Source organism: Emticicia sp. SJ17W-69 (assembly GCF_051209875.1).
Taxonomy (GTDB): domain Bacteria; phylum Bacteroidota; class Bacteroidia; order Cytophagales; family Spirosomataceae; genus Emticicia.
The window spans coordinates 2,539,438-2,564,336 of the sequence record NZ_JBNTQY010000001.1; the positions used below are offsets into that span (position 1 = coordinate 2,539,438).

The 24,899-nt window shown below is 32.9% G+C and carries 20 protein-coding genes and 1 tRNA gene; 10 read left to right on the forward strand and 11 right to left on the reverse strand.

What is annotated here, in order from left to right; translation table 11 throughout:
• Position 1 precedes the first annotated feature (1 nt).
• Together ACQUQZ_RS10360 and ACQUQZ_RS10365 are read right to left on the reverse strand one after the other, a co-directional pair.
• On the reverse strand, positions 2-1,807 hold the full coding sequence (locus tag ACQUQZ_RS10360; protein ID WP_435354868.1) for an acyl-CoA dehydrogenase: 1,806 nt from the start codon (positions 1,805-1,807) through the stop codon (positions 2-4).
• A 215-nt stretch (positions 1,808-2,022) separates the two neighbouring features.
• A complete protein-coding gene (locus tag ACQUQZ_RS10365) occupies positions 2,023-4,014 on the reverse strand; it encodes a M1 family metallopeptidase (protein WP_435354869.1) in 1,992 nt (663 codons plus the stop codon).
• Between the two features lie 397 nt (positions 4,015-4,411).
• Between ACQUQZ_RS10365 and ACQUQZ_RS10370 the strand changes: the two genes are divergently transcribed.
• Complete coding sequence (locus tag ACQUQZ_RS10370) at positions 4,412-5,866, forward strand: hypothetical protein (protein ID WP_435354870.1); 1,455 nt, start codon at positions 4,412-4,414, stop codon at positions 5,864-5,866.
• Between the two features lie 89 nt (positions 5,867-5,955).
• Here ACQUQZ_RS10370 and ACQUQZ_RS10375 read toward each other — a convergent pair whose 3' ends face one another.
• The 4 genes from ACQUQZ_RS10375 to ACQUQZ_RS10390 all read right to left on the reverse strand — a co-directional run bounded on the left by ACQUQZ_RS10375 (position 5,956) and on the right by ACQUQZ_RS10390 (position 10,809).
• Entirely contained in the window at positions 5,956-7,167 is a 1,212-nt protein-coding gene (locus ACQUQZ_RS10375; RefSeq protein ID WP_435354871.1) for a WG repeat-containing protein, read from the reverse strand.
• 187 nt (positions 7,168-7,354) lie between these two features.
• On the reverse strand, positions 7,355-8,596 hold the full coding sequence (locus ACQUQZ_RS10380; RefSeq protein WP_435354872.1) for an ABC transporter permease: 1,242 nt from the start codon (positions 8,594-8,596) through the stop codon (positions 7,355-7,357).
• 126 nt (positions 8,597-8,722) lie between these two features.
• Entirely contained in the window at positions 8,723-9,835 is a 1,113-nt protein-coding gene (locus ACQUQZ_RS10385; protein ID WP_435354873.1) for a Gfo/Idh/MocA family protein, read from the reverse strand.
• 2 nt (positions 9,836-9,837) lie between these two features.
• Positions 9,838-10,809: an NAD(P)-dependent alcohol dehydrogenase gene (locus ACQUQZ_RS10390; RefSeq protein WP_435354874.1), complete on the reverse strand. Its 972-nt coding sequence runs from the start codon at positions 10,807-10,809 to the stop codon at positions 9,838-9,840.
• Between the two features lie 493 nt (positions 10,810-11,302).
• Here ACQUQZ_RS10390 and ACQUQZ_RS10395 point away from each other — a divergent pair, with 493 nt between their 5' ends.
• Positions 11,303-12,565, forward strand: a complete 1,263-nt coding sequence (locus ACQUQZ_RS10395) for an asparagine synthetase B (RefSeq protein ID WP_435354875.1) — start codon at positions 11,303-11,305, stop codon at positions 12,563-12,565.
• Between the two features lie 41 nt (positions 12,566-12,606).
• On the opposite strand, the gene ACQUQZ_RS10400 is transcribed toward ACQUQZ_RS10395, so the two are convergent.
• Entirely contained in the window at positions 12,607-12,942 is a 336-nt protein-coding gene (locus ACQUQZ_RS10400; RefSeq protein WP_435354876.1) for a DUF6984 family protein, read from the reverse strand.
• Between the two features lie 246 nt (positions 12,943-13,188).
• On the opposite strand from ACQUQZ_RS10400, the gene ACQUQZ_RS10405 reads away from it, so the two are divergent.
• Complete coding sequence (locus ACQUQZ_RS10405; protein ID WP_435354877.1) at positions 13,189-13,485, forward strand: GNAT family N-acetyltransferase; 297 nt, start codon at positions 13,189-13,191, stop codon at positions 13,483-13,485.
• Positions 13,486-13,539: 54 nt separating this feature from the next.
• Here ACQUQZ_RS10405 and ACQUQZ_RS10410 read toward each other — a convergent pair whose 3' ends face one another.
• The 4 genes from ACQUQZ_RS10410 to ACQUQZ_RS10425 all read right to left on the reverse strand — a co-directional run bounded on the left by ACQUQZ_RS10410 (position 13,540) and on the right by ACQUQZ_RS10425 (position 16,698).
• Positions 13,540-13,935 (reverse strand): DUF1398 domain-containing protein, encoded by a 396-nt coding sequence (locus ACQUQZ_RS10410; RefSeq protein WP_435354878.1) that lies wholly within the window; start codon positions 13,933-13,935, stop codon positions 13,540-13,542.
• 71 nt (positions 13,936-14,006) lie between these two features.
• Positions 14,007-14,771 (reverse strand): helix-turn-helix domain-containing protein, encoded by a 765-nt coding sequence (locus tag ACQUQZ_RS10415; RefSeq protein WP_435354879.1) that lies wholly within the window; start codon positions 14,769-14,771, stop codon positions 14,007-14,009.
• Between the two features lie 15 nt (positions 14,772-14,786).
• Positions 14,787-15,758: a YitT family protein gene (locus ACQUQZ_RS10420; protein WP_435354880.1), complete on the reverse strand. Its 972-nt coding sequence runs from the start codon at positions 15,756-15,758 to the stop codon at positions 14,787-14,789.
• 145 nt (positions 15,759-15,903) lie between these two features.
• Positions 15,904-16,698 carry a hypothetical protein gene (locus tag ACQUQZ_RS10425; RefSeq protein ID WP_435354881.1) on the reverse strand — a complete coding sequence of 265 codons (795 nt, stop codon included), beginning with the start codon at positions 16,696-16,698 and terminating at the stop codon, positions 15,904-15,906.
• Between the two features lie 116 nt (positions 16,699-16,814).
• On the opposite strand from ACQUQZ_RS10425, the gene ACQUQZ_RS10430 reads away from it, so the two are divergent.
• The 7 genes from ACQUQZ_RS10430 to ACQUQZ_RS10460 all read left to right on the forward strand — a co-directional run bounded on the left by ACQUQZ_RS10430 (position 16,815) and on the right by ACQUQZ_RS10460 (position 24,738).
• Complete coding sequence (locus ACQUQZ_RS10430) at positions 16,815-18,134, forward strand: cryptochrome/photolyase family protein (RefSeq protein WP_435354882.1); 1,320 nt, start codon at positions 16,815-16,817, stop codon at positions 18,132-18,134.
• Positions 18,135-18,293: 159 nt separating this feature from the next.
• Positions 18,294-21,227 (forward strand): PD-(D/E)XK nuclease family protein, encoded by a 2,934-nt coding sequence (locus ACQUQZ_RS10435; protein ID WP_435354883.1) that lies wholly within the window; start codon positions 18,294-18,296, stop codon positions 21,225-21,227.
• Between the two features lie 93 nt (positions 21,228-21,320).
• On the forward strand, positions 21,321-22,418 hold the full coding sequence (locus ACQUQZ_RS10440) for a DegT/DnrJ/EryC1/StrS family aminotransferase (protein ID WP_435354884.1): 1,098 nt from the start codon (positions 21,321-21,323) through the stop codon (positions 22,416-22,418).
• Positions 22,419-22,451: 33 nt separating this feature from the next.
• On the forward strand, positions 22,452-23,339 hold the full coding sequence (locus ACQUQZ_RS10445) for a glycosyltransferase family 2 protein (protein WP_435354885.1): 888 nt from the start codon (positions 22,452-22,454) through the stop codon (positions 23,337-23,339).
• A gap of 4 nt (positions 23,340-23,343) precedes the next feature.
• Positions 23,344-24,108, forward strand: coding sequence for a class I SAM-dependent DNA methyltransferase (locus tag ACQUQZ_RS10450; protein WP_435354886.1), 765 nt, complete (start codon positions 23,344-23,346; stop codon positions 24,106-24,108).
• Between the two features lie 253 nt (positions 24,109-24,361).
• Positions 24,362-24,446: transfer RNA gene (locus ACQUQZ_RS10455), tRNA-Ser, on the forward strand.
• Positions 24,447-24,504: 58 nt separating this feature from the next.
• A complete protein-coding gene (locus tag ACQUQZ_RS10460; RefSeq protein WP_435354887.1) occupies positions 24,505-24,738 on the forward strand; it encodes a 4a-hydroxytetrahydrobiopterin dehydratase in 234 nt (77 codons plus the stop codon).
• Positions 24,739-24,899 lie beyond the last annotated feature (161 nt).

Genomic DNA, 24,899 nt, shown 5'->3' on the forward strand with positions numbered 1-24,899 from the left:
TTTAAATCAAAGGTTCGAATGTTTCTTTATTAACTGTTAAAACAGATTCATTGATTAAACAACTACTTAAATAAGCACACTTTGAAAACTCATATTTATAGTAAAATTTCATAGTATGAACTTTTGCTTCATAAAATACTTTATCATCGTCAATGAAGTTTAAGTTTAAAATGGCTCTTTGTGCAACACTCGCCATCCTAAGCCATTGCCAAGCAATATTCAAAATTCCAAAATATTCCATGTAAAGTGTGGCATCTGCCAAAAACACTTCTGAATCACCCTTTGAAGCGATATTTAATAAATGTTTGGTGATTTTTTCAAAACGCTGAAGTTCGTTCAAAAGCAAAGTTGCTGACGGGAGTAACTCTTCAAACGCAGAAGAGTCTTCAATTGCTTGCATGACAGTTTCTTTCCAAAAAAGCAAAGCAACACCATTGTTTCGAGTAATTTGCCTACCTAAAAGTGCTTGCGATTGAATGCCTGTTGTTCCTTCATAAATACTCATAATTCGTACATCACGAGCCATTTGTTCTAAAACAAAATCTTCGGTATAGCCGTAGCCTCCTAAAACTTGCAGTCCTTGATTAACGGAAAAATTACCCATTTCAGCTCCATAAGTTTTTGCAACTGGCGTGAGTAGTTCGAGCAAGGAATCATATTTTTGTTTTTCTTCAGGTGTTTCTGCAACTTTGAGTAAGTCGAGGAATTGATAGCATTGCAAAAGAAAAGAAAGTGTACCTTCAACAATAGATTTTTGAGTCAAAAGCATTCGTCGAACATCGGGATGATGAATAATAGCTGTTGGCTCATTGAGATTATTTTTTTGGTTCAGCCTTCTGCCCTGTAAACGCTCATTGGCATATTTTAATGAAGCATAATAGGCAGCCGAAGCAATCTGAATTCCACCCAAACCTACACCCAATCTTGCACCGTTCATCATTTGGAACATTTGTGGAAGTCCATTGTTTGCCTCACCCAACAAATATCCAATACAATGATCATTATCACCAAAGCCCAAGTGCATGGCTGGAGTCGCTTTTTGACCCATTTTATGGTAAATTCCCATAGAAGTTACATCATTTGAAGCGTTTTCTTCATTGATTTTATTCTTAGGTACAATAAATAACGAAATTCCTTTGGTACCTTTGGGCGAACCTTCGATACGAGCTAAAAGTAAATGAATGATATTGTGGGTAATGTCATGGTCACCAGCCGAAATGAAAACTTTTTGACCTTTTATTTTATAAGTACCATCGGGCTGTGGATAGGCAATTGTTGCAATATCAGAGAGCGAACTCCCTGCTTGTGGCTCGGTGAGGCACATTGTTCCTCCCCATTTTCCTGCTAATAAATTTGGAATAAAGAGCTTTTTCTGCTCTTCAGTACCATATTTTACAATTAAATTCACACATCCACCAATCAAATCAGTGAACATGACGAAACTATTATGAGCAGAACCCGTGATAAAATCTATGCCTGCAAAAATAGTTTTAGGGAGTTGTTGCCCTTCATATTCGAAGGGAAAAGGAGCTGCTAAAAGTCCAGAATCAGCAAATGCTCTAAAGAATTGATGCACACCGTCGTGTACTTTTACTTTACCATTAAGCAACTCAGGTTGGTTTCGGTCTGAATCGACATAAGCTGGTTGCATGATTTTTTCTGCAATATCGGTTGCACTGTTGAGTGCCATACAAAAAGTTTCACTGTCGTGGGCATTGAAATATTCATGCTTAGTTAGAGATATTACATCTAAAACCTCAAAAAGTGTGAAATCCAAATTACGACGAGAAAAACTTCGATTTTGCATAGTTTTGTTGAGAAAATAAAATATCAGGTATCCTTATAAAACAAACAAAAGTAAGAACACTGATTAGAAATTGCAAATTGTTTAGCGTTTTTGTACAAATTTTTCTTGTAAAATAAATAAAAGTTAGCTGTCGAAATACCTATTTTAGAGCGTGGAAAAAAGAAAAAGGTTGCCAGATTCAATCTGGCAACCTTTTTCAATGAAAACCAACTACTTTAATTTGCTTGAGGGGCAGCAAATCTGGAAGGTTTCCATACATTATTTTTAGTATTGGTATCAGGTAATTTATTATCAGGATCTATGACAATTGACTCAAGAGCAGAGGTAGAATTATATCTAAAACTCCAGGTGCTACCACGTTGCCAAATCTCATAAGGTAGTTGGACACGTTTACTTGTGCCATTTACTTCTTTTATCTCAAGCGTAACAGGCATCGGCATTTTTTCTAAATTTTCTATGGTGATGACCGAGCCTTTGGCGGCATCTTGCTGCACATAGGTTACATCTTTTACGCCTTGATCAATTTTCCAATCGTTTAAGTACCATCCTTTCCAGTACCATCCTAAATCTTCACCAGCAGCATCTTCCATTGTTCTGAAAAAGTCAAGAGGAGTAGGATGCTTAAATGCCCAACGATTAACATATTCTTTGAAAGCATAGTCAAAGCGTTTTTCACCTAAGATTAATTCTCGCAACATTGTTAGACCATAACCAGGTTTCATATAAGCAGCAATCGCAAGGTTATTATTTTGAATTACATCTGGAATATTTGCAATTGGATCACGATCATAATAATACGGAGTCATTTGACGTACACTTTCGGGGGTATAATATTCTCCATCATTAAAGTTTTTAGTAGAAAGCGTATTGATAAAAGTATTGAAACCTTCATCCATCCAAGCATATTTACGTTCATTACTTCCAACAATCATTGGAAACCAATTATGCCCAAATTCATGGTCAGTTACACCCCATAGGCTTTCTGTTTTATCTTGATAGCTACAAAAAACTATACCAGGATATTCCATTCCAGCCACATTGCCTGCGATATTACTTGCTGAAGGATACGAATATTCATAAATATATTTTGAATAAAATTCTATACAGCCTTTCACATATTCAGTTGATCGTCCCCAACTATCATTTGTTGCACTTTCAGCTGGATAAAATGACTGAGCCAATGAAGTTTTGCCGCTTGGTAAATTAATTTTACAAGCATCCCAAACAAATGCTTTTGAAGCCGCCCATGCTACATCTCTTGCTTGTTTACAACGGAATTTCCAAGTAAGTATACCGTCAGTGCGTGGGCGAGATTTTGGTTCATTTACTTCATCTTTCCCTCTTATGATTACGGTTTTATCACTATTTTTTGCTTCATTCAATCGCTTGATTTGTTCAGCTGTTAAAACTTCATTGGCATTGATTAATTCACCCGAACCAGCCACAATATGAGTAGAAGGTACAGTAATATTATATTCAAAATCACCATATTCTAAGTAGAACTCACCTGCACCTAAATACGGAAGTGTATTCCAACCTTCAATATCATCATAGACTGACATACGAGGATACCATTGAGCAATTTCATAGATGATTCCGTCTTGTGTTTCTTGTTTTCCCATTCGGTCGGAGCCATAACGTGGAATTTTGAATGAATAGCTGATTTTAATTTTTACTTCCTCACCAGAATTCATAGGCTCTGATAAGCGAATTTGCATCCGAGTATCGTCAGTTAGGTGCTCTGCATAAACGGAGCGTGTACTTGTTTTTTTGCCAATAGTTGTAGTTTTATCGACACTTACAAACTGTACATTATAACCACCATCAAAGCCAGTATTTCCAAATCTTCCACCTGCAATCGGAGTGGTTTTACCACCTCTTGAATGGTCATTGAATTGATTTTGGTCTAATTGTAACCACAAAAAAGGAAGTTTATCAGGACTATTATTTTTATAACTAATTTCTACGTCGCCGCTAAGTGTATTTGCATTTTCGTCGAGTTTAATATTAATTTTATAATTGGCTCGGTTTTGCCAATAAGACGGGCCTGGAGCTCCACTTCCACTGCGATAGGCAGTGCCAGGCATAAAGTTAAATAAAGGATTGAACGCATCACGATTATCGTATTTTGATACGCTTGGTGTTTGAGCCTGACTATGCTGACAAATGATTAATGCACAGATTATCAGTATTTTATGGATTTTCATAAATTATCAATGAAGTTGATGACGAATATTTAAAAGAATTTGATTATATTTAAGTAAATTTATAGATTGCCCTATTGAAACGCCAAAGTAATGCTTTTCTTTTATAAATATAGAAGTTTATTTTATAAAAGTTGTAGATTTTTGGTTTAAGTGGTCAATCAAAAAGAGAAAGAAAATGTGTCTTTTTATCATATTTTTCGTCTGATAAAAAGTGCCAAAATAGGTCCACTTCTCACTTTTTAAAATGGGCAAACAATATTTTTATGAGAATTTAGCTTGTCAAAAGCTATTTTTTTTCTAAATTGGCAGAAAATTTTATCAATTACTATTTCTGTAACTTTATTTCTGAACCTGATTGGAGTATTATTTCAAGCAGAAATTCTTAACAATTAACAAAATGAAATCTAAACTAATTTCCGTGCTTACTTTGGCAATTTTACTACCTATCTTAGGAATTGCCCAGCAACGAGACTCCCCATGTAACTTATTACCCTACGCAATTTTTAAAGGAGACCCACATACAACTCCAGTAGTGTTGAAAAGACTTGGTACGAGTCCTCAATTTGGTGAAATACCTAAACATACTGGGGTATCAGCTTACAATCATTTAAAAGAGGTTTATCAAAAAAATAAAAAAGGGAGCAGAAAAGAAATTGATGATTTATTGAAAGCATTGGGTTATACAGGTTTTAATGACCCTGCATTTAGTAGTAAAAGCCTTATACCTGAAACATTACCAACAGGTACCATTGGTTGGATGGGTGCTTATGGTCATAAATATGCTTGGTCAAGATTAGGAAATGATTTTCCTACCTTTAAAATATTTGCTAAAGGTGGAGATTGTTTTCTTTATATTATGAAAAAATGTGGTAATGCTTTTTATTTACCTAAATACATTGATGCACCGATAAATACTTATGTTCCTCCAACCACTATTTGTAAAACACAAACAGTTAATATTTCTGGAAGTGGACAAGTACAAAGTGGTGATGTGATCAATACAAGTAAAGTGATGGAGATTGTGGCTGTTAATACATCTTCAAAAGGTAGTAAAGGACTTTTACTTGGCTCTTATCCTGTTTCTGTTCGTTCTACTTATGATTTTAGTGTTAAAGGCGAAGCTCAATACACTAAATCTTTAGAAGTTTGTGTAGATGCAAACACTACACCTGCACCGCTCAATTTAGTATTGCCAATGAATTTGAATTATACCATTACTAAAAATGAAGTAAAAGTGGGTGATGGTGATAAATTGTATTTGAATGTGGATGATGATCAATTCAAAGCATTAAGCAAAGCATACAAGACAGTAAGTGTAACTACTACCGCTTCCCCAAATTTGGAGGTTGCAACTAAAAAGGTGATTGCAAGTACTGCAACTGAAACTACTTCAACTCCGTTTGGTTCGGGAGATTCAAAATGTGCTGACCAAAAAATTAACTTTTTGGGTAAAACACAGATTCAAGATGGTAGTGTAAAAAGTGCTACTAATGATGTAACAATCATTGGAGTTTATAAGAAAACTGGTCAATTAGCAAAAGGAGAAACACCTGAAAAATACCTTTGCTTAGGTAGCTTCCAAGTTCCAGTAAAATCAGCTTATGAATTTACTACTTCTGGTGGAAGCGATGTTTCTAAATTATTTAGCGTTTGTACAAAAGATGGTGTTGCTTTAGCCGACCAAAATATTAATATTCCTGTTAAAATGACATATAATTTCACTAAACAAGATGTAATACTTGGTGATTATAACAAAATGTATGTGACATTAACAGAAAGTCAATATAAATCTTTGAGCAAATCTTACAACCGTTGTTGCACAAAAGGTGGTGAAGGAAAAGCTTGTAAATAATTTTAGTAAAGGTTAAAAAAATAGCCACTTCAAAAATTGAAGTGGCTATTTTTTTAACTTTACTTAATGTGTTGAATTATTGCTTAAAACTATTTTGCTGTAAGAGTACCAGCATTACTTATGATGTATTCGTTGCTATTAATTAAAAGAACAACTCTTGCAGGGGTAAAGGACTCGTCAAGTGTAACGATTATTTTTTCTTTTCCTTCGATATAACCACGTTTTTTGTCAATTTTTGCTAAAATAATATTGCTTTCATCTTCATGATTGGGTGAGTAAGGAGAAGTATAGACGATGTTTCCTTGAAGATCAATATAATGAAATTTTCCATTGAGTGTAACAGATGCCATCCCTTGTTCAAATACACTTGCTTTATCAAATGTCGGTGAAATGAATTCTTCACCTTTACTATTAACAAAACCATATTTATTATGAATTTTAAAAACCGCGATACCATCTTCAAAATCGCTCAGTAAATCATAACGTGGAGGGATAATTTCTAATCCTTTATTATTAATCAACCCAAATTTTCCAGATTGCATCATGACAGCCACACCATCTTTGAAATTTCGGACATTTTGATAAGTTGGTTTGATTACAAATTTACCTTTTTTGTTGATAATACCTGATACATTATTGATTCTAACCGAAGCTAATCCTTCATGAAAAGAACTTGCTAATTCAAATTTTGGGGAAATAATCTCTTTGCCTTTTGTATTGATATATCCAAATTTACCATCACGCATAAATAAGGCATAACCTTCTGAGAAAGGCAGAGAAAATTCATATTGATAATCAATAACCAATTTACCCGAAACATTGACATAACCATTCAATCCATCGTGTCCAACTAAACCCAGCCCATTGCTAAAACCCATGGCAAAATCATGGCGTGGTTGAATAATTATCTTTCCTTCTCTGTCGATAAACCCAAATTTCCCTTGATAGCTGATTAATGCGTATCCATCATAAAAGGGTTCACAACTGTCAAAAATGAGTGGTGTAAGTAAACTACCATCTTTCCGAATAAATGTATATTTATCATTATCTCGAACAATTGCCAAGCCATCTTGGAAATTTGTTACCATATCATATTTACAAGGAATTTGCAAATACCCTTGACGGTCAATGAATCCATATTCACCACCAATATTTACTTTTGCCATTCCATCCCAGAAAAAAAGTCCAATGCTTTCTCTTTGGTTGGCGATTGGTTCTTCTAATATTTCTTGGGAATGTATTTTTGTAGTTAAAAATATATTAAAACTACTTATCAAAAGGATTAATGTTTTTGTTTTCATTACAAAATAATTGGAATATTCAAATGAAGGTCTCCAAACATTATGCCAAATGTATCCGTTTAATAGTAAAGAGAATGAATGAGGAAATTAACGAACAATAAAATTTATGATTTAGGTATTTTATTTGGAAAATAAAAAAAGCCCTTTCAATTGAAATTGAAAGGGCTTTTTGTTGAATTATTAATGTTTATTCATAACGGAGAGACTCTATTGGATCAAGTTTTGATGCTTTGTAAGCTGGATAAAAACCAGAAAGGATACCCACAAAGACGCAAACAACAATACCCATAAACATCCAAGCCCAAGGAACAATGAAGCTACTTTTATCGCTTATCAGTTTGGCAATTACATTTCCAACGCCAATTCCCAAGATTATACCTGCGATTCCACCTAAAATACAAATGACAATTGCTTCCATTAAAAATTGTAAACGAATCTTAAATGGTGTTGCACCAATCGCTTTTCTAATACCAATTTCTCTTGTGCGTTCGGTAACAGATACCATCATGATATTCATTAAAGCAATAGCCGCACCCAATAATGTAATTATTCCAATTCCAAATCCACCAACTCTCAGATAACCTGTTACTTCTTCGAAATTCTTGGCAAGAGCGTCTGAACGTTCAATTTCAAATGATTTAGCTTGTCCGATAGGGTCTTTTCGTACTCTTCGCATAACAGCTTCTGCTTCACCAATGATATAATCCATGTCAGAAACATTAGGAACAGAAGTAGTAATATCAAAAGTCAATTTACGATTTCCAGCAATTTGCCGCCCTGTTTCGAGAGGGATGAGGGCCACCCGATCATCTCCGCCACCTGTGATACTCCCTTTTTTCTCTAAAACGCCAATGACTTTGAATCTAATTCCAAGTATTGTGATTTCTTTATCAACTGGGTTTTCTTTAGGAAATAATGTGGTGGCTAACTCATTGGCCAAAATCACGACATTATTAGTGAAATTAATATCCTTTTCAGTAATATCACGACCTGAAATTAATTTATAGCCTTTTATATTAATATAATCTTCATCAATTCCTCGTACAAGTGTATTGGGATTAGTTTTAAAAGATTTATACTTTAATTGAGCAATTCCAGAAACACTTGTATAAATACTAATGGTTGCAGGCGTTTTGCCTTGAAAAAGTTCTTTATATAATTTTGCTTCTCGATACTCTATTGGTGGATAATCTTTATCATTGATACCACCACTACGACGACGAAACATTCTCGGCCCTTTGATGTCGAATGAATTTGCTCCAAGTCCAGCAAAACTATTGTCAACTGAGCTTTGCATCCCATCAATGGCTGTCAAAATTCCAACCAATGACGTAATACCGATGGCAATAATCAATGCAGTTAGCACTGTTCGGAGCATATTGCCTTTGATGGAGCGTAGCCCCTCGCTAATGTTTTCTTTGAAATTCATGTTAGTCCATAGTCCATAGACGATAGTCTATAGACCTATTGTTATATTAATTTGTGTAATTATTATTCATTTATCGAATTCAAAAATAAAAGGAAGACAGTCGTTTATGGGCTATCGTTTATTTTTCTAAACTATTGAAACTTTTTTTCCAGTAATGGCTGCTTTATATATTGCTTCTAACACCTTCATATCCTTTTTCCCTTCTTCACCAGTGATATGACTTGGGAGTGGTTTATTTTCTAAAATCAATTTTCCAATTTCGTCACATTGCGTAGCTTGTTGATTGATATCTGGAAAATTTAATTCACCTTTACTGGTTCTTCCTCGAAATGGTCCATAACTGACCGCTGGACTTAATTCAAAAAAACCTTCGTCGGCTGTAGCGTAAAATCGATCAATGCCACCATTGTATGCACTTGTGGAAGTACAAACAGCTCCACTTGGGAAAACCAGTTGCCAAGTAATTGTTTCTTCCACCTCGGTAAATAGACTTTTATTAGTGAGTGGAGCGAATTGAGCTGTCACAGAAATGGGTTCTTCACCCAATACATATCGACTTGCCTGTACACAATATATTCCTAGATTCATCAAAGAACCACCACCTGATAACGCCTTAACATAATGCCAATCTTTTGGGTTTTCAGCTCCTAATTTATAGCCCAATGAAACTTCAATTAATCGCACTTGACCGAAAACTTTTTCTTGTCCAAGTCGTTTAAGTTCGATGTGATAAGGCTCAAAATGCAAACGATAACCCATTGCTAACTGAACACCTGCTTTTTTGCAAGCATCAATCATTTCTTGACAGTCGGCTGCTGTCACTGCCATTGGTTTTTCAACGATGACATGCTTTTTTGCTTTCGCAGCTCGAATCACATACGCTTTATGCAAGGCATTAGGTAAAACTACATATACTAAATCAATATCTGTATTATTGACAATTTCATCAAAATTTTGATAGTTATATATATTCTTTTCTGGAATATTATATTGTTTTTTCCATTTTTCAGCTTTAGCAGGCGTGCCAGTGATGATCCCGGCGAGCTTACAATATTTTGATTCTTGTAAACCTTCAGCTAAATAACCAGCATATCGACCCAAACCACAAAGGGCAATATTAAGTTTTTTTCCTTCATAAACTTTATTATCGGTCATTGAAGGAAGTGTGACAGCAAGTGCCGAAGCTCCAACACTTACACCAACTTTTTCTAAAAATGTTCTTCGTGATAAGTTTTTCATAATTAAGACTGATGCACTAAATTGATTACGACATTACCTGTTTTTTGACCTGTTTCTACATATTTTGTAGCTTCTACAATTTCATCTAACTGATAAACTTTATCAATCACTGCTCTGAAATGACCTTGTTCAACCAATTCTTTAAAAAATACTACAATTTCCTTTGTATCTTTTGGTATAGGAAACGTTACTCTTTTTCTACCAATGATGGGAGTTACTAATGCTAAAAAAATATTCTGTGATAAATAACCTAATTCGGTAGAAAAGTATGTCCCTTTTGGTTTTAAAAATTTTTTGCATTTAAAGAAAGAACTTTTACCAACCGCATCAAACACAAAATCATATTGTTCATTTCTTTGGGTAAAATCTTCTTTTGTATAATCAATTACAACATCTGCCCCTAATGATTTTATTAATTCCATATTCTTGGTATTACAAACTGCTGTAATTTCTGCACCAAAATATTTGGCAAGTTGTACAGCCGCCGAACCAATTGCACCTGTAGCACCATTGATAAGGATTCTATCACCTTTTTTTAAATTTACTTTTCTAAAATTTGTCAGTGCATACCAAGCTCCTTCACAAATTGGAGCTGCTTCTTGATAAGATACATTGCTCGGTTTAATAGCAATCGACTTATTTTCTTCGATACAAACATATTCAGCATGAGTGCCAAAATGAAAAGTACTTAGACCGAAAACTTGGTCACCAATCTTAAAGTTTGTTACTTTACTGCCAATGGCTTCAATTTCACCAGCGAGTTCAGTACCTAATATTGTTTTGCGTGGTTTGAATAATCCACTGATTAATCTGACGATGAGATATTCGGGTTTCCTAAATCCGCAATCTGTACGATTGACAGTTGTGGCATAAATCTTTATTAGTACTTCATTATCTTTAGGTATTGGCTTTTCAACCTCCTTAATTTGAAGTACTTCTGGAGGTCCATAAATTGTATTGACACTTGCCTTCATTTAATTTTTTGCCTCTGATAATTATTGAAAGTGGCTAATTTTAAGCTCTATTTTTAATTATACAAAATTGAGTAAGAGTTTTGACAAGCACAAACATCTGAAATCATTGAATCGCCGTTTATCATTATTTTTAGCAATGTGGTGTTGTTTAGCAACAAATATAGTTTCTTAAGAATAAAAATTGTGATTGTGAAGCCAGATTTAATCTATCGAGCAGGCTTTATTAACAAATAATGTATAACAAGAAACTTGAATCTTTTAAGTATCATTTTACTCTTTACCAGTACAAATAGAGTTATAAATAGTTATTTACACGATAATAAAAAATAATAACAATTTAAATCACTTTGTATTTTGATTGATAAATGAATATGTTTTCTCCAGATTTTACAAATCTTGTTGGATTAAAATTGAAAAATCATCCAATAAGCATTGAAAAAAAACGTTGATTGGTATAATCATTGTAGTATTTTTGTGAAATAATATTTCTGATATGAAAAAGACTGTCCTTCTAATACTTTTATCTCTATCGCTAACTTCGAATTTATTCGCAAATCGAATATTGATTCCAATGGATGAATCTCAGCGAAATCATTTGAAAGCGTATGGAATAGCCTTTTGGTTATTGAAAACGCATGGGATGGAAGTAGAATGGCTATTGAATTATAGAGGTGGTAGTTTTTTATTTGAAGCTTCTCAAACTTTCGTTAATGAATGTGTCATTCGAGGAGTAAGCTATGAAATGATTTCAGAGGCTGAGTCTCAGTCTATATTAAATCAAATTGCTTCACCAGATGCCAATATGGATGCTGTGAAGCTCAATAAAGCTCCAAAAATTGCAGTTTACTCCCCAAAAACAACGCAACCCTGGGACGATGCAGTGACACTTGTATTAACTTATGCCGAGATACCTTACGATAAAATATTTGATGAAGAAGTTTTAGATGGCAAATTGCCTGAATATGATTGGTTACATCTGCATCACGAAGATTTCACTGGCCAGTTTGGGAAATTCCTACGTATGCGTGGACAAGCTTGGTACCAAGAGCAAAAGAATGAAGCAGAAACAATTGCTAAAAAATATAATTTTACCAAAATTCCAGAGTTAAAAATGGCGGTTACTCGCAAAATTCGTGACTTTGTTTTTGGTGGAGGTTATATGTTTGCCATGTGTAATGCAACTGATACTTTTGATATTGCTTTAGCTGCTGATGGGGTAGATATTGTGGAAACACCTTATGATGGAGATGGGGCTGACCCTAATGCTGAAAAAAAATTGAAGTATGAAAATTGTTTTGCTTTCAAAGACTTTAAATTGGTGACTAATCCTTACGAAATGGAATTTTCGAGTATTGATAATCAACAAGAGGAGAGAGGGGTAACAGAAAATAATGACTATTTTTCATTATTCCAGTTTTCTGCAAAATGGGATCCTATTCCGACAATGCTGACTCAAAATCATGCAAATCTTATCAAAGGTTTTATGGGGCAAACAACAGCTTTTAAAAAACCTTATATAAAACCTGATGTTATTACAATGGCTGAGAATCGTTCATTGAGTGAGGCTCGCTACATACATGGCACAATGGGAAAAGGTTTTTGGACTTTTTATGGTGGTCATGACCCTGAAGATTATCAACATTATGTTGGTGAAGAACCAACCGATTTGAACCTTCATCCCAATTCGGCTGGTTACCGTTTGATTCTAAATAATATTTTATTCCCTGCTGCAAAAAAGAAAAAACTCAAAACTTAGTAGTAAAAAAAGTTTATAAGTATTTGATTATCAGGGTTTTGCTATTTATTAAAAGTTAAATTTTCTGGTTTTGGGTAGATAATTAATTTAGAGAAATCAACCTTCCAAAAATCTAAATCTAATAGCTGATTGTTGGCATCTTTGGTCAGCGTTATGACAACTTCTTTGCCATCAACGTCAACATAATTGGCTTGAATCAGATCACCATCATAAGGTGAAATTTCTGGATTTCCCATTCCAATGCTTCCCATCACACCACCTTCATATTCTTCAACATCTTCATTGATAGGGTAATCTTGTGTATTTAAGTTAAGTTTTTCCAACAAAAACTCAATCAATTTTTTTTCATTTTCTCGTATTTTTCTTCTTTCGAGCATAGTGTCAGATATATTTTTTTAGAATAATTTTTACCAATATTTCTGCTGAAATTTACATAAATGGTCGTTTTTTAAAGCTTTAATTTCAATCCACATTGATTTTTAAAACCCAAATTTATTGCAATTGAGTACTCTAAATGTGACTTAATTTCAAATAATTGTGCAACCAAGATAAATAAAATCCTACTATTTTTCCAAATTATTTCTTATTTTTATCATAAATTCACCTTATAAAAATATAAATTTATGGAAAATGCTATTGAAATTATTCAAAATCATGAAAAAAAGCGTTTTGAAATTCACGTTGAAGGAAAGATCGCCTTTCAGGAATACATTCAAACGGAAAAAGATTTTATTATTACACATACAGAAGTTCCTCAATCGCTTGAAGGTAGAGGTTTGGGTAGTTTGTTAGCCAAAAACGCTTTGGAATATACAGAAAAAGCTGGCTTGAAAATGATGCCATTATGTCCATTTATGGCGACTTATATTGCCAAGCACCGTGAATATGAGCATTTACTTACACCAGGTTTTAATGTATAAACTGCAAGAAAATTGAAAATTTGGTGCTTCTTCAACAAAGCACCAAATCCTTTTTTATTTTATAGTTGGAATTTCTTCTATTAACATTTTATTTTCTTGTTTGTCGTAATAGGTACAAGTCATTTCAATCATATCAACTGTCCATTTTTCGACGCCAGTTTCCGCTGAATGTTGGCAAAAAGTCATATAATCAGTTTGCCCTGCTTGGTGAATTTTTAAAAAATATTGAAATTTTAGTTTATTACTTTCTTCCGCAATAACCAAAGTTGAATATTTTGGTTCTGATTGAATATTGAAATTATCGTTTCCAAAGTAATGACTATGACCATCACTCACATAAAGATGATATCTCACTAATCCTAATTCGATTAGATTTTGTACATATTGTGGAAAATCGGCTCCACTTTTCACATTTGAGTGAATTTCTTTAATTTGATTGAGAGTAAACATATTCCTATTTGATTTAATTTTATGCAAATTTGGAATATTTTTTATATCAAAAATTGTAAAAAATCGTTTATTTACAATTTGCTTTTCATGAACTTTTCGGGAGTCTCACCAGTAAAATGCCTGAAATCTTTGATAAAATGTGCTTGGTCGAAATAGTCATTTTCAAAGCTGATCGTCAATGAGTTACCCTTTTGTAATGAATGGAGAATGTTGTTAAATCGAACAATGGAAGCAAACCTTTTTGGCGATGTACCGATGATTTTTCTAAATCTTTTTTCAAATGGGCTTTGGCTAATAGCAAGAGATGATGCCAGTTGTTTTATTTTAACTTTTCCTTGTGATGTTGTTATTTGATAGACAGCTTCAATAATCAGTTTATCTTCTTTTTTATCTATCAGTAAACTTATCAATAGATTTTCTACAATATTAATTCTCTCTTCGTCGGTGTTGGCTTCTGATAAACAATTTTCAATTGTTTGGATTGTTGATTGTTTAATGAAATTATCAAGTGATAGGCTTTCATTGAAAAGTTCATTGATTGGCGTTTTGAAAAAAAATGAAGCACCTATTTCATTAAAGAATACGAGAATTGACCCAATATTTTTTTCGTTTTTAAAAATTCTAAACCCGTCCTGTATTCCTGTAATGCCTGAGGTTGCCAATGGACTTTCTTTTTGATTTTCTATAAAAGCTAATTTTCCTCTATATTGAAAACCTATGACAAGTCCTGTCGATGGAAAAACTTTATAGTTTGTTCCCTCATCAACCTCTGATATTATCAAATATTTGATGTACGGTTTAAGTCTGTCTGTTGGAAGTTTTTTAATAAATTTCATCACCAACAATGCAATTTAATGTAAAGGTCTTTTTTTAATCATGCCACCTTTTGTATCTTTCACACTATTCATCACTACAAAAGCCTCAGGCTCAATTTTTTCAATTTCGGTATTAAGTTTATTGAGTTCAAGACGAGTGATGACAGTATAAATAATATCAGTTGCTTTGCTTTCTCCATTTTTTCCGTAGCCACGCTTGCCACTATAAACAGTTACTCCTCGTCCCAATTTATTAATAATCATTTTTCGAATATCATCATTGTGTACGGCAACAATCGTGACACCAATATATTCTTCAATACCTTCAATAATAAAATCAAGTGTTTTTGAAGCAGATAAATAAGTTATCATCGAATAAAGTGCAATTTCGATGGATAAGAAATAGGCCGCTGTTAGGAAAATAATGACATTGATTAAGGTGATGATGTCACCAAGTGTTGTTCCAAATTTTCGACTCAAAAAAATGGCCAATACTTCTGTTCCATCAATTACAGCTCCACCTCGCACAGAAAGCCCAATTCCCGCTCCCAGAAAAAAACCTCCAAAAATAGCAACTAATAAATTATCCTGAGTAACATCAGGAAAAGGAACGGTAGCCACACATAAGGCAAGGCCAGAAATGGATAATGCTGTTTTGAACGCAAATTGTTTCCCAAGAATTTTATATCCAAGAAATATAAAAGGGATATTGATGCCTATGAGCAGCATATACAATGGAATATCAGTTAATGCTGAAATCAACAAAGAAATACCTGTTGCACCACCATCAATAAAATGGTTGGAAAGTAAAAATCCTTTGAAACCAAAAGAAGCTGAGAAAATACCTATTGTGATAAGAATAAAATCCTTGATATTTCGCTTGAGCGAAATAATAAATTCACGGTAAGCTTTTGCTCGTTGATAATCAGAATAACGATTTTTTTCAGCAGAATTCTTTTTTCTACGAGAAGTGAGTTTGATAATTATTTGTTTCCAGATTGGTCTCATAATATTGTCTTAGTTTGCGGATGATTACGAAGATAAATATTTTTAAGTGCATTTCCAAATCAAGAAAACAAAAAAGCGGACTCGAAATTTACTTCGCTGTCCGCTTTAATACCTATATCCGCTTGATTATGAATAGGTTAGGTTGTTATTCTTTAATTACAAATTCTGAATCTTTTAAACCCTTATTCATTTTTACAGATTGTACTTCCGATACAATTTCACCCATTTGACCAGCACTTCTTTTTGTTTGAGAAGGGATCAAAACGTCCATTCCTTTGAATTTTTTATAATTTAGGTACTGAACTGAATTTTCAAACTTTCCTCTTGGGGTTTCATTTACAGAATATGTTTTTACTTTCAATCCAGTTTCTACATCAAAGTAATCATTCCACTTTCTACCTTCAGCAGTTGATAGCTCTAATTTATACGCATCTTTTTCTCCAACTTTTTCTTTGCCAATGACAGTACGAGTAATTCCCATTTTGTCATAAAGTAACTCTGGAAAAGGGTTGGCTCTCATGGCTGCCATCTGAGCTTCTTTCCCTTCTTGAGGAGGACGAGTACCTCCAGCAGCACCGCCAGTAGCTGGTGTTCCAGTTGCTCCTCCACGATTTCCGCCGCCTCCACCAAAACCGCCACCGCCACCAAAGCCAGTGCTTTTTATTTTAGTACCATCATAAATTGTTCCCATCACTTCATTGCCATTCATATATACTGACATCGAATAACGGTCAGGAAATTTGAATTTTACCTCAGTTTCTGAAGTTCCACGTTGTGTTTCGCTGGTACTATTGATTGTTAAATCTTGAATTTTTGCAATGGCATCTTTGCCACCAATGGCTGTAATATACTTTTCAATGACAGCATCAGCAGTAGGTGTGTCTTGGGCAAAGGTACTGAGTGTAAAAAGTGAAAATGCTGTAACTAATATTTTTTTCATTGTTTTGATAGTTTATTTTGTAAGTTTGAGTTTTAGACAAACAATTAACCCAAATGTAAAGTTTTTATTTCAATGTGTATATAAAAAATTTGTGGAAGTAGATAAATGAATGATAAATGAAGACAAAAACAAGAATCTCTATTTTTTGGTATCGCCGAGATTTACGATTAGATGATAATGCAGGTTTATATCATGCTCTAAAAAGCACTTATCCTGTACTTCCAATTTTTATTTTTGACCAAAATATTTTAGAAAAACTCAATGATAAGAAAGACCGTAGGGTAGCATTTATTCATCAGGCCTTAGTCGAAATACAAGAAAAATTAGCTGTATTAGGTTCAACAGTTATTGTTAAATACGGAAAACCTGCTACTATTTGGCAAGAAATACTTCAGGAATATGATGTTGCCGAAGTTTATACCAATCATGATTATGAAAAATATGCAATTGAGCGGGATCGAGAAATTGGTACTTTGCTCAATGCGAAAGGTATTGCTTTTTATACATTTAAAGACCAAACGATTTTTGAGAAAAATGAAGTGTTGAGTGGAGCTGGTACACCTTATACAGTATTTACACCTTATAGCCGTAAGTGGAAAGAAACGCTTAATGACTTTTATTTAAAGTCTTATCCCAATGAATTATATAACCATAATTTTTTTCAACATGCTATAATCGAAATGCCAACCTTAAAAGAGATTGGATTTGAATCAATAATAGGAGAGGTGTTTCCTAAAAAAGATATAAGAGAAGAGTTAATAAGAAAATATGATGAATTACGAGATATTCCATCAATCTTAGGTACAAGCCACTTGAGTGTACATTTACGTTTTGGAACAGTGAGTATCAGAAAATTAGTTCAAAAAGCAATAAGATTGAATGAAAAATGGTTGAATGAACTCATTTGGAGAGATTTTTATATGAATATTTTATATCATTTTCCACATATTAGTGAAGGTAAATCATTTAGAAAAGAATATGATAATATCATTTGGCGGAACAATGATTTGGAGTTTCAAAAATGGTGTGAAGGTAAAACGGGTTATCCAATCGTAGATGCGGGAATGCGTGAACTCAATAAAACAGGCTTTATGCACAATCGAGTGAGAATGATTACGGCAAGTTTTTTAATAAAACATTTACTCATTGATTGGCGTTGGGGTGAAGCTTATTTTGCACAAAAATTATTAGACTTTGATTTTTCAGCTAACAATGGCGGTTGGCAATGGGCATCGAGTAGTGGATGTGATGCAGCACCTTACTTCAGAATTTTTAATCCAACTTCCCAAACTCAAAAATTTGATCCCGAACTAAAATATATCAAAAAGTGGATTCCTGAATTAAATAGTTTTGATTACCCTAAACCGATTGTTGAGCATTCTTTCGCTCGTGAAAGAGTGTTGAAAGTTTATAAGGAAGCATTGGAAAGGAAATGATTTTTGTTTTTTCCTAAATATCGTCTTTTCAAAAGAATAACAAGGAGAATTTCTGGCAAAGACATTCTTTACACGAAATTCTCCTTGTTAGTTCAAATGATACTATGTATTTTTGGTTGTCAGTTTTTACAACTGATATTTTAAAACAGTTCCCCAAAAATGTCCTTCCTCAACCAATCGGCTCGCTATATTTTTGATAAACATCAACTCTCACAGCTCAAAAATGTTTGTGTAGTTTTACCGAGTCGTCGGGCAGTTTTTTATTTCAAGCAAGAGTTGGCACAACTTTCTGCTATTCCATTTATTGCTCCAGAAGTGTTGGCCATTGATGACTTTGTGATGAGGATGTCAGGAGTTAATCAGATTGATGCGGTCAGCTTATTATTTGAATTATATGAAATTTTCAAAAAGTATGACCCAGAAGTAAAATTTGATAGATTCATTTCTTGGGCTCCTACCTTGTTACGAGACTTTGATACGATTGATCAATATTTAGTTGAAAACCCAAAATCACTTTTCGAGTATATGAGCGAAGCAAAAGCTTTGGCTCGATGGAACTTAGAACTACTTGGAACAGGGAAACCTGAACTTGAAAAAACACAATCAACAGATAAGTACTTTAAGCTATTTGAAAACATTTATTATGTTTACAATGATTTGCATACAAGCTTGAAAGAGAAGGGATTATCTTATCGTGGAATGGCTTATAGACACTTAGCCGAAAGTATAAAATCATTGTTGATTGATTCCGATATAAATACTGTAATCTTTGAAAAGTTCTATTTTATCGGATTCAATGCTTTAAGTGAATCAGAAGAAAAAATTATTGAAACACTCGTAAAAACAAATCGGGCAGAAACACTTTGGGATGCAGATTCTTATTTTATGAGTGATAAATTTAATCATAAAGCAGGAACATTATTAAGACAATATAAAAATAGTGGGAGGTTTGGAAAGTGGAATTGGCTAAGTAATGATTTGTTGACTGGCGAAAAAAATATTCAAATTATTGGAGTAGAAAATGCGTCACTTCAAGCCAAGGTGGCTGGTCATATTTATGCTGAAGCGATTGTTACTAATCCCAATGTTTCTACAGCAATTGTACTTTGTGATGAAAATTTGTTACAGCCTGTTATGTATTCACTTGATGAACAACTGACAGATTTTAATATCACGATGGGGTTGTCACTTAGGGGTTCAATGCTTTTTACTCTGATTGACGCCATTTTTGAATTACAACAAAATATTGCAGAATTTAAAACTAAAGATGGTGGCAAATTCAAAATGCCCAAATTTAGCCACCGCCATATATTTAAAGTTTTGAATCATCCTTTTATTAGGAGGTACGAACAACTTAAATATGTCGGTACGGATGATGATAAAAATACCAAAACTGTTTTTAGAAAAACACTCCAAGAGATATTAAGTAAAAATGCTGTTTATCTTAGTCAAGATGAAATGCTATTGCTGGGTGAAAATGAGCCAATTTTTAAAATTCTATTTTCAAGGTGGGGAGATAACTCCGAAAAGGCACTTCAAGCATTTTATGATTTGATCGATGAATTACGTACAATATATCGAGAATCAAGTGATGCTATTGAAACGGAATACTTATATTTATTTTTAACGATTTTACATCGTCTTGAAAAAATCCTATTACAAAACAAAGAATTAAACCTTAAAAGTTTTAAGCATTTCTTGTATGAGTTAATAAAACAGGAGAAAATTCCATTTAGTGGAGAACCTATTTCAAAGTTGCAAATCATGGGAATGCTTGAAACTCGATGCTTAGATTTTGATCGTGTAATTTTACTTTCTGTAAATGAAGGGATTCTTCCATCGGGGAAACACGTCAATTCATTAATTCCATTTGATGCTTGTATTGAATATCAACTACCCGTTCATTCCGACCAAGATGCCGTGATGTCATATCACTTTTTTCGATTATTACAAAGAGCCAAAGAAATTGATATTTTATATGTCATTCCTAATGGCGAAGGCGTTGGTGGAGGAGGAACTGAAAAAAGCCGATTTATTTTACAGATTGAAAATGAATTAGTAAAGGAAAATAATCTATTGAAAATCACATATCCGAAAATTGAATTCTCAAATAATGTTGATAATGAAGTAGTTAACAAAATTGAAATTCATAAAACTAAGGAAATTTTAAATAATATAAGTAAGCTTATTTCTGATAAAGGTATTTACCCAACTTCATTGAGTACTTATCTCAGATGTTCGCTGCAATTCTATTTTGATAAAATTGCTGGTATTTCAAAACGGGAAGAGGTTGATGAAAATTTTGGAGCAGATATTTTTGGTACATGGATTCATAACACACTTGAAAAAATTGACAAAGATTTTGGCCCTAAGATTACGAGTGAAAATATCGAAACTATCATCTCTCAAATTGAAAATCGATTGGATGAAGCCTACCAAGAGAAGTTTGGAGGATATGTTGTTGAGTCAGGAATGAACTATTTACTCAAGCAAGTGGCCGAGCAATTGTTAAAGGATTTTTTCAAAGCACAAAATGAAACCCAAAAATTTCCAATGGAAGTTTTGGAAGTAGAAAAGCAAATCGTCGTTAACTTTGAAAAGTCAATTCTTGGAAAAGTACAAAGAATTAAAATTGCGGGAAGGATTGATAGAATTGAACGTGAAGATAGAATATTGAAAGTTATTGATTATAAAACGGGGAAAGTAACACTCAAAGACCTTCAAAAACCTAAAGATGAAGCCTTAGAAGAAGCATTGATAGACCCCGATAAAGAAAAATTGCGACAACTTTGGCTTTATCAGTATTTGATGTTGAAGAGTATGTATGAGTCCAAAGGACTATATTTAGGCGGTGAAAGATTAGAAAATTATGAAGTGAAGGCAAAAATTTATTCATTTCGTAACTTAAAGGAAAATTTAGAAGTAAATTTAAGTTTTGAAAATGATCCGACTGTTTTTGGATTTATAGAAAAATCAGAAGATATTTTGACAGAAATAGTGACTGAAATGCTTAATCCTGAAATTGGTTTTTTACAAACAGATGATCTACAAACTTGTGAAAGGTGTGATTTTCGTGGAATTTGTGGGAAATAGAATAGTAAGTCCATATCTATTTTTTAGATAACTAAATTGAGGTCTGACCTAAGATTACCTTACCAAAAGATTTGAACCTTTATCATTATTACTTTGAAAGAATTTAATATACCGTTTCTCGATCTAAAATTAATAAATCAACCTTACGAGAATGAAATAAATGATGCTTTTAAAAAAAGAGTTGCTTCGGGCTGGTTTATATTAGGTGAAGAAGTTCAAAAGTTTGAAAATGCTTTTGCAGATTATTGCGGCACTAAATATTGTATTGGTGTTGCTAACGGACTTGATGCTCTCATTCTTTTATTAAAGGCATCAAATTTTCCGAAAGGTGCTGAAATTATTGTTCCATCAAATACTTATATCGCCAGTATTTTGGCAATTTCACTTGCAGGTTTTAAGCCAGTTTTAGTTGAGCCTGATTTGGCTACGTACTTGATTGATCCCCAAAAAATTGAAGAAAAAATTACAAAAAAGACAAAGGCTATTTTAGTCGTTCATCTTTATGGGAAATGTTGTGAAATGTTAGAGATTGTGAAAGTTGCACAAAATTATAGTTTAAAAATTTTTGAAGATGCAGCCCAATCTCATGGAGCATACTATGGTAGCAAAAAAGCTGGTAATCTTTCCGACGCTGCTGGCTTTAGTTTTTATCCAACAAAAAACCTTGGAGCGATGGGAGATGCCGGAGCTATTACGACTAATGATGATTTATTAGCAAAAAAAATTATTTCACTTAGGAATTATGGTTCAGGGAAAAAATATGTTTTTGAGTATCAAGGGATGAATAGCAGATTGGATGAAATACAAGCAGCGATTCTCAATATCAAATTACCTCAGTTAAATTTAGAAAATGAGTTTCGCCAAAAGATTGCAAATAGATATTTATCCGAAATAAAAAATCAGAAATTAGTATTACCTTCTTCAGAAACACAAAATAAAGATGCTTGGCATTTGTTTGTTGTTAGGGTAGCGGAGAGAGAAAATTTTAGAAATTATTTGATTGAACATGGAATAGGAACGGATGTACATTATCCAATACCTCCGCATAAACAATTAGCCTATCGTTTTTGGAATAAACTGTCTTACCCAATTTCTGAAAAAATCCATAAGGAGGTTATAAGCTTACCATTAAATATTGCTCTTACTGAAAACCAAGTGAGTTATATAATTGAAAAAATAAATCAATATTAGCCAAAGATTCTTTACGGCTATCATTCTAAATATATGAAAACGAAGGAATTATCAGTTGTGATACCTGTCTATAAAGGAGCCAAAACTATTTCAAAACTTGTTGAGAGTTTGCATGAAGAATTGCATACTTATGTTTTTGAAATAATCTTAGTTAATGATGGAAGTCCTGATAATTCTGAAAAGGTTTGTACTGAATTAACGGCAATTTATCCGAATATAAATTTTATATCTTTAAGAAAAAACTTTGGTGAATTTAATGCTGTGATGTGTGGCTTGAATCATGTTACAGCTGAATATGCTGTAATCATTGATGATGATTTTCAAAATCCACCTTCTGAGATTTTGAAATTATTAAACAAGGCAAAGTCAGCTAATTTAGATGTCGTTTACAGTTACTACCTCGAAAAAAAACATCATTTTTTTAGAAATCTCGGAAGCTGGTTAGTTAATCGTATGACCACCAAACTTTTGAGTAAACCTGCTGATTTGTATTTGTCGAGTTTTAAATTAATCAAAAAAGAAGTTATAGAAGAAGTCATTAAATATAAAGGACCATATCCGTATATTGATGCTTTGATATTTCGTGTCACTAATAATATTGGTAAAATTGAAGTTCAACACAGTGAACGTTTGGAAGGTGAATCAAGCTATACCATAAAGAAGTTAGTAACATTATTTATGACGATCCTTTTTGACTATTCACTTTACCCTGTCAGAATTATTTTGTCATTTGGACTAGTATTGATCTTGTTATCAATAATTTTAATAATATTATATATTTTTAAAATAATCCCAGATTGGGGTCTATCAATGTTTGTGTTTTTTGGTGGTGTTCAATTGACATCACTTGGTATTATAGGTGAATATGTTTCAAAATCTTTTCTTTCTCAAAGTGGAACGCCCCAATATGTAAAGAAGTAAATTTATGCTAATCAACTACAATGAATATAAAGCCATGTATGATGCCGAGGAAAAGCTTTGGTGGTATAGGGTTTTACACGAAAAAGTCTTAGGAGAAATAAAGAAAAAATTTAAAGATAATAGACAAATAAAAATCTTGGATGCAGGGTGTGGAACTGGTGGCTTGATGAGTTTTTTAATCAAAAATGGATATCAAGATATTCAAGGTTTTGATTTTTCTGCCGATGCTGTAAGTTTCTGTTTAGAGCGTAATTTAAATGTTCAAAGAATTGACATTACAAATTTTGAAGAAATATTTGTTGATAAAACCTTTGATGTCATTATAAATAATGATGTTGTTTATCAATTTGAAAACCAGATTATAAAAAAGATATTTACAACTTTTCAGAATAAGTTAAAATATGAAGGAATCTTGATTAGCAACAATAATGCTTTTCAAATATTTTATGGTACACATGATATTGCCGTGGGAGGAAAACAACGTTTCACCTTGTCAAAATTTAAAATCATTTTGGACAATATCCCATTAAAAATTGTTCATCATACCTATTGGAGTTTAATACTTTCTCCACTTATTTTAGCTGTTCGTTTGATTCAACAGTTGCAGCTAAAATTAAATTTGATTGATTTAAAAAACATAAAATCTGATGTAAATGTACCTACAGATTTTGTTAATAATATGTTCTATCAAATTGTCAAGTTAGAAGAAAAGTTGATAAAAAGAGGCTTTTTTGGAAGCTCTCTTTTCATGGTTCTTAAACGTAACTAATTTGAAATAACTATGGATAACACGGCCTAACTTGTTTTGTTTAATGAATAAAAGATAAACTTTGGTTTTTAGATTAATAGATTGAATTGAATATATTTTTAAATTTATTCAGTTTTAGAATACAAATTCTAATTGTTTGATTACCAAGTAGTTATATTTTTTTTGAAAAATATTTAAAAAAAATATAAAAGAGTAGTTGACAAAAAAGAAAGAAAGCCTTATCTTTGTATCCTCAATCAGGGAATGATCACACAGAGAGATGGCAGAGTGGTCGATTGCGGCGGTCTTGAAAACCGTTGACTGTCAAAGGTCCGGGGGTTCGAATCCCTCTCTCTCTGCTCAAAAGCCGAATCGTAAGATTCGGCTTTTTGTTTTTATTTAAAACTAAAAAAAAGTATGTGGAAAGAAGAAAATAATAAACTTGTCAGAACTTTTAAGTTCAAAGATTTTTCTGAGGCATTTGCTTTTATGACTCGTGTGGCATTACTAGCTGAACAACATTCACATCATCCCAATTGGTCGAATGTCTGGAATACTGTAAATATTGAGCTGACAACTCATGATGCTGGAAATAAAATTACCGAAAAAGATAGAAAATTAGCTAAAGCAATTGATATTTTATTTGATTGAATATCATAAAATAATATTCTCCACCTGTGTTTATAACTTGTTGATTATCAGTTAGTTATAATTGTTGGGTTAATTTTATAGGCATTTAATAACCCAATTTTCAGATTTTTTAATACGAAAAGCCTTATAAAAGCTATTTATTATACGTCTTATTCGGCCTG

What these genes read in the sequence shown, in the direction of transcription:
- ACQUQZ_RS10360 (WP_435354868.1), bottom strand. Translation starts at nt 1,807, where the DNA reads ATGCAAAATCGAAGTTTTTCTCGTCGTAATTTGGATTTCACACTTTTT.
- ACQUQZ_RS10405 (WP_435354877.1), top strand. Translation starts at nt 13,189, where the DNA reads ATGGAAAATGCTATTGAAATTATTCAAAATCATGAAAAAAAGCGTTTT.
- ACQUQZ_RS10415 (WP_435354879.1), bottom strand. Translation starts at nt 14,771, where the DNA reads ATGAAATTTATTAAAAAACTTCCAACAGACAGACTTAAACCGTACATC.
- ACQUQZ_RS10410 (WP_435354878.1), bottom strand. Translation starts at nt 13,935, where the DNA reads ATGTTTACTCTCAATCAAATTAAAGAAATTCACTCAAATGTGAAAAGT.
- ACQUQZ_RS10380 (WP_435354872.1), bottom strand. Translation starts at nt 8,596, where the DNA reads ATGAATTTCAAAGAAAACATTAGCGAGGGGCTACGCTCCATCAAAGGC.
- ACQUQZ_RS10370 (WP_435354870.1), top strand. Translation starts at nt 4,412, where the DNA reads ATGAAATCTAAACTAATTTCCGTGCTTACTTTGGCAATTTTACTACCT.
- ACQUQZ_RS10450 (WP_435354886.1), top strand. Translation starts at nt 23,344, where the DNA reads ATGCTAATCAACTACAATGAATATAAAGCCATGTATGATGCCGAGGAA.
- ACQUQZ_RS10390 (WP_435354874.1), bottom strand. Translation starts at nt 10,809, where the DNA reads ATGAAGGCAAGTGTCAATACAATTTATGGACCTCCAGAAGTACTTCAA.
- ACQUQZ_RS10460 (WP_435354887.1), top strand. Translation starts at nt 24,505, where the DNA reads ATGTGGAAAGAAGAAAATAATAAACTTGTCAGAACTTTTAAGTTCAAA.
- ACQUQZ_RS10365 (WP_435354869.1), bottom strand. Translation starts at nt 4,014, where the DNA reads ATGAAAATCCATAAAATACTGATAATCTGTGCATTAATCATTTGTCAG.
- ACQUQZ_RS10425 (WP_435354881.1), bottom strand. Translation starts at nt 16,698, where the DNA reads ATGAAAAAAATATTAGTTACAGCATTTTCACTTTTTACACTCAGTACC.
- ACQUQZ_RS10375 (WP_435354871.1), bottom strand. Translation starts at nt 7,167, where the DNA reads ATGAAAACAAAAACATTAATCCTTTTGATAAGTAGTTTTAATATATTT.
- ACQUQZ_RS10445 (WP_435354885.1), top strand. Translation starts at nt 22,452, where the DNA reads ATGAAAACGAAGGAATTATCAGTTGTGATACCTGTCTATAAAGGAGCC.
- ACQUQZ_RS10385 (WP_435354873.1), bottom strand. Translation starts at nt 9,835, where the DNA reads ATGAAAAACTTATCACGAAGAACATTTTTAGAAAAAGTTGGTGTAAGT.
- ACQUQZ_RS10435 (WP_435354883.1), top strand. Translation starts at nt 18,294, where the DNA reads ATGTCCTTCCTCAACCAATCGGCTCGCTATATTTTTGATAAACATCAA.
- ACQUQZ_RS10430 (WP_435354882.1), top strand. Translation starts at nt 16,815, where the DNA reads ATGAAGACAAAAACAAGAATCTCTATTTTTTGGTATCGCCGAGATTTA.
- ACQUQZ_RS10420 (WP_435354880.1), bottom strand. Translation starts at nt 15,758, where the DNA reads ATGAGACCAATCTGGAAACAAATAATTATCAAACTCACTTCTCGTAGA.
- ACQUQZ_RS10395 (WP_435354875.1), top strand. Translation starts at nt 11,303, where the DNA reads ATGAAAAAGACTGTCCTTCTAATACTTTTATCTCTATCGCTAACTTCG.
- ACQUQZ_RS10400 (WP_435354876.1), bottom strand. Translation starts at nt 12,942, where the DNA reads ATGCTCGAAAGAAGAAAAATACGAGAAAATGAAAAAAAATTGATTGAG.